This window comes from Paenibacillus cisolokensis (assembly GCF_018403665.1).
GTDB lineage: Bacteria > Bacillota > Bacilli > Paenibacillales > Paenibacillaceae > Paenibacillus_AH > Paenibacillus_AH cisolokensis.
The window spans coordinates 1-3,296 of the sequence record NZ_BOVJ01000204.1 but is presented as its reverse complement, the minus strand read 5'-3'; the positions used below and the strand labels follow the sequence as shown (position 1 = coordinate 3,296).

4 protein-coding genes are annotated in these 3,296 nt (G+C 57.4%); 3 read left to right on the top strand and 1 reads right to left on the bottom strand.

Features of this window, described 5'->3' with window-relative positions; translation table 11 throughout:
• The first annotated feature begins 124 nt into the window (after nt 1-124).
• From chrS to chrA, 3 genes are read left to right on the top strand one after another with little or no spacing between them, the layout of a single operon-like run.
• Complete coding sequence (chrS, locus tag PACILC2_RS23860) at nt 125-607, top strand: chromate efflux transcriptional regulator ChrS (protein ID WP_062495423.1); 483 nt, start codon at nt 125-127, stop codon at nt 605-607.
• Nucleotides 608-609: 2 nt separating this feature from the next.
• Nucleotides 610-1,242: a chromate efflux transporter ChrB gene (chrB, locus tag PACILC2_RS23855; protein ID WP_213531297.1), complete on the top strand. Its 633-nt coding sequence runs from the start codon at nt 610-612 to the stop codon at nt 1,240-1,242.
• On the top strand, nt 1,230-1,772 hold the full coding sequence (gene chrA / locus PACILC2_RS23850) for a chromate efflux transporter ChrA (protein WP_213531294.1): 543 nt from the start codon (nt 1,230-1,232) through the stop codon (nt 1,770-1,772). Before chrB ends, chrA begins: the two co-directional genes overlap by 13 nt.
• Before the next feature lie 298 nt (nt 1,773-2,070).
• Here chrA and PACILC2_RS23845 read toward each other — a convergent pair whose 3' ends face one another.
• Nucleotides 2,071-2,634 (bottom strand): FAD-dependent oxidoreductase, encoded by a 564-nt coding sequence (locus PACILC2_RS23845; protein ID WP_062495429.1) that lies wholly within the window; start codon nt 2,632-2,634, stop codon nt 2,071-2,073.
• Nucleotides 2,635-3,296 lie beyond the last annotated feature (662 nt).

The following is a 3,296-nucleotide window of genomic DNA, read 5'->3' as shown; positions in this document are numbered from 1 at the left end:
AAAATCTATTTTTGTATTGAAAGTGAATACAAATATCTATATATTGATTTCATAAGGTAAATAAAATAGCGAATTCGAATACGCGATGCTATTCGGATTAAGCAGAGAAAGGAGCCGATTGCCGATGCAGTCCGCTGCTGACCAATACGCGGCGCCAGTAGAACTTGACGATATCGACCGCAAAATTATTCAGGCTTTGAACCAGAATGGCAGAATCTCTTACACCGATCTCGCCAAGGATATCGGTCTGTCACGGGTCGCCGTTCAGGCGCGCATCAATTCGCTGATGGAGCAAGGCGTCATTGAGCGTTTCACCGCGGTGATCAACCCCGAGCGTATCGGGATCACCGTATCCGCTTTTTTCAACGTGGACGTGGAGCCGAAGCATCTGTACGAGGTGGCGGCCAAGCTCGCGGACGAGCCGTTCGTGACCAGCCTTTACCATATGAGCGGACCGAGCAAGCTGCATATGCACGGGTTGTTCAAAAATATGCGCGAGATGGAAACGTTTATGAAAGACAAACTGTACGTGCTGCCAGGGGTGACGGGCGTGGATTGTCAGCTGCTCATTAACCGGTACAAGAGCCGGATGGGCATGAGGCTGTAGCGATGGCCGGATCATCCAGACCGATCAGACCCTACGCGCAGCTGTCCTGGGCCATGGTCAAGACCGGCGTGCTCGGGTACGGAGGAGGGCCGTCCATCATTCCGCTCATTCGATACGAGGCGGTTCACCATTATCGTTGGATGGATGAAGAGGAATTTGCCGATTTGCTCGCCATAGCGAACGCCTTGCCGGGCCCGATCGCCACCAAGCTGGCCGCTTATCTCGGATACCGGTTGAAAGGGGGAGGCGGTGCGGCCGTTGCGGTGCTCGCGCATATTTTGCCCTCGGCCTTCGCCATGATCGCGCTTATGTCGGCCGTTCAGTGGCTCAGCCGGTCACCGATTGTGCAGGGCATGATCGCCGCGGTTACACCGGTCATTTGCGTCATGCTCGGCGTGATGGCCTATGAGTTTGGCGAGCGGGCCGTCAAGGGGCTGGGGAAAGCGGCCGGCATCGGCTTGTTCGCCGTCTCGTTCGTCCTGCTGCAATGGATCGGCCTCCATGCCGCCATCGTCATCGCCGTCTTCCTCGCTTACGGGGCGTTTCATTTTCGGATTATCGGCCTGTTGCGGGACAGAAGGAGCAGGCGAAGAGCAGAAAAACGGCAGGAGGCGCATGAAACATGGAGTGGCTAGAGCTGCTGATCAGCTTTTTTCTGTCGAACGCGCTTGGCTACGGAGGCGGGCCGGCGTCCATTCCGCTCATGCATCAAGAGATCGTCGTGCGCCATCAATGGGCGACCGATACCGCCTTTTCCAATATGATCGCGCTCGGGAATACGCTGCCCGGTCCGATCGCCACCAAAATCGCGGCCATCGTCGGCTACGATGCGGCCGGCTGGATCGGCGCTGGCGTCGCGCTGGCGGCTACCGTCGTCCCGTCGGCCGCCGCCCTCGTCCTGCTGCTGAAGCTGCTGCGGAACCACCGCCATTCGCCTGTCGTCAAAGGGATGACGCTGCTCGTCCAGCCCGCGATCGCTGTCATGATGGCGCTGCTGACATGGCAAATGGCGTCGGCTTCCACGGCCTCCATCGGCATTTGGCAGTCGCTTGCGATTGCCGCCGTTGCGTATTGGCTGATGGAACGGCGCAACATTCACCCCGCCATCGTCATCTGCGGCGCTTTCGTCTACGGTGCCCTGGTGCTGTCGCACGGATTCGCGTGAAAGCTGGCAGGCCGAACGCCGCGGCAAGCCGGCAATAAGCAGCTGCAGGGCAGCATCAGCCTGCTCACGCGGTCAATAGCGCACCTGCGGGGCTCAAGCGCCGTGTGCCGACCTGCTCACGCGGTCAATAGCACACCTGCGGGGCTTTATTGACTCACGCCGGCCTGTCACCGCGACCACAAGCACACCTGCGGGGCTTTATCGGCCACGCTCCGGCTTGCTCCGCCCAAAAAACAGTCCCCTAAGCCGTCACAATCGACTAGGGGACATTGGAGCCCGCCGACAGCGGGAACCTCTATTACTTCTTCACATCATGGTCTACATACCGTTCGCCGTTCAGTTCGCTGATGACGTTAATGGCAACTTTCGCGCCGTCGCCGGCCGTAACAATCGTATGGACGCTTACGCCTGCGGCCGTACCGGCGACCCATACGCGCTCCAGGCTCGTTCTGCCGTTCTCGTCGCATTGAATAACCGTCTTGATGCGAGGTTCTGTACCGGGGCGCAACGCAATCCCGCTCGCTTCCGCCAGATCAACGAACACGCCGGTCGCGATAATGGCATGCTGGGCTTCGTACGACTCGCCTTCCTCGGTGTGGACGCGTACGCCGCCGTCGATCGGCTCCAGCTTGACGGCTTTGGCCGACTTCAGTTCGGCGCCGAATTTGGCCGCCTGCTTCTTGCCGACATCGACCAGATCGGTTCCGCTAATTTCCGGTACGCCGTAGTGGTTTTCCACCCATGCCCGTCTCGTGATACTCTGATCGTTGTCCAAAACAAGCGTCTTCTTCCCCGCCTTGGCCGTGAACAATGCCGCGCTCGCGCCGGCAGGTCCTGCTCCGATAATGGCCACATCATACATGCCGCTTCGCTCCTTTCGGAAATGCCCGAATTTGATTGCAACATGTTCATTATACACAGTTGATCCAATATAAGCCAAGGGTACCGGTGAGGGAGAAGCTCTTGCTCTATCGTCACAATCCCCCCCCTTCGCCGCTGTTTCCGTTCGCCGTCCCCCGTTCTTCCCCCTTCGCCGCTGCTTCCGTTCACCGTCCCCCGTTCCTCCTCTTCATCGCTTGCTCCGCTCTGCCGCTGTTCCGTGAACGTCAAATAGCCCTCGCCTAGCGGCAGGAGCAGAGTTCGACGATTTTGTTGTCAGCATTTCTTCATCCGGCACATTCGGCCGAAATTGAGTTCGACCAAAGCTTGAACGGTTCGAGCACTTTGGCACCAGCGGAGGGGATGAGCCCAGGTTCGTTCGCGCAGACGGAACGTTATTCTCAGACAGAACGCTCACCTCAGACGGAACGCTACTCTCAGACAGAACTCTACCTCAGATAGACCCCTACTCTCAGGCAGAACGCTCACCTCAGACGGAACGTTACTCTAACGAATCTCACAAGCCTTATGTTTGCCAAAAAGCGGCTTTTTAAAATTTAACGAATCTGAGCCACCTTATTTACGTTATTCCGCCTGAATTTGGCTGCTTTTTAGCAAATAGCGTTGCTCAGATTCGTTACAATT

What these genes read in the sequence shown, in the direction of transcription:
- chrS (WP_062495423.1), top strand. Translation starts at nt 125, where the DNA reads ATGCAGTCCGCTGCTGACCAATACGCGGCGCCAGTAGAACTTGACGAT.
- chrB (WP_213531297.1), top strand. Translation starts at nt 610, where the DNA reads ATGGCCGGATCATCCAGACCGATCAGACCCTACGCGCAGCTGTCCTGG.
- chrA (WP_213531294.1), top strand. Translation starts at nt 1,230, where the DNA reads ATGGAGTGGCTAGAGCTGCTGATCAGCTTTTTTCTGTCGAACGCGCTT.
- PACILC2_RS23845 (WP_062495429.1), bottom strand. Translation starts at nt 2,634, where the DNA reads ATGTATGATGTGGCCATTATCGGAGCAGGACCTGCCGGCGCGAGCGCG.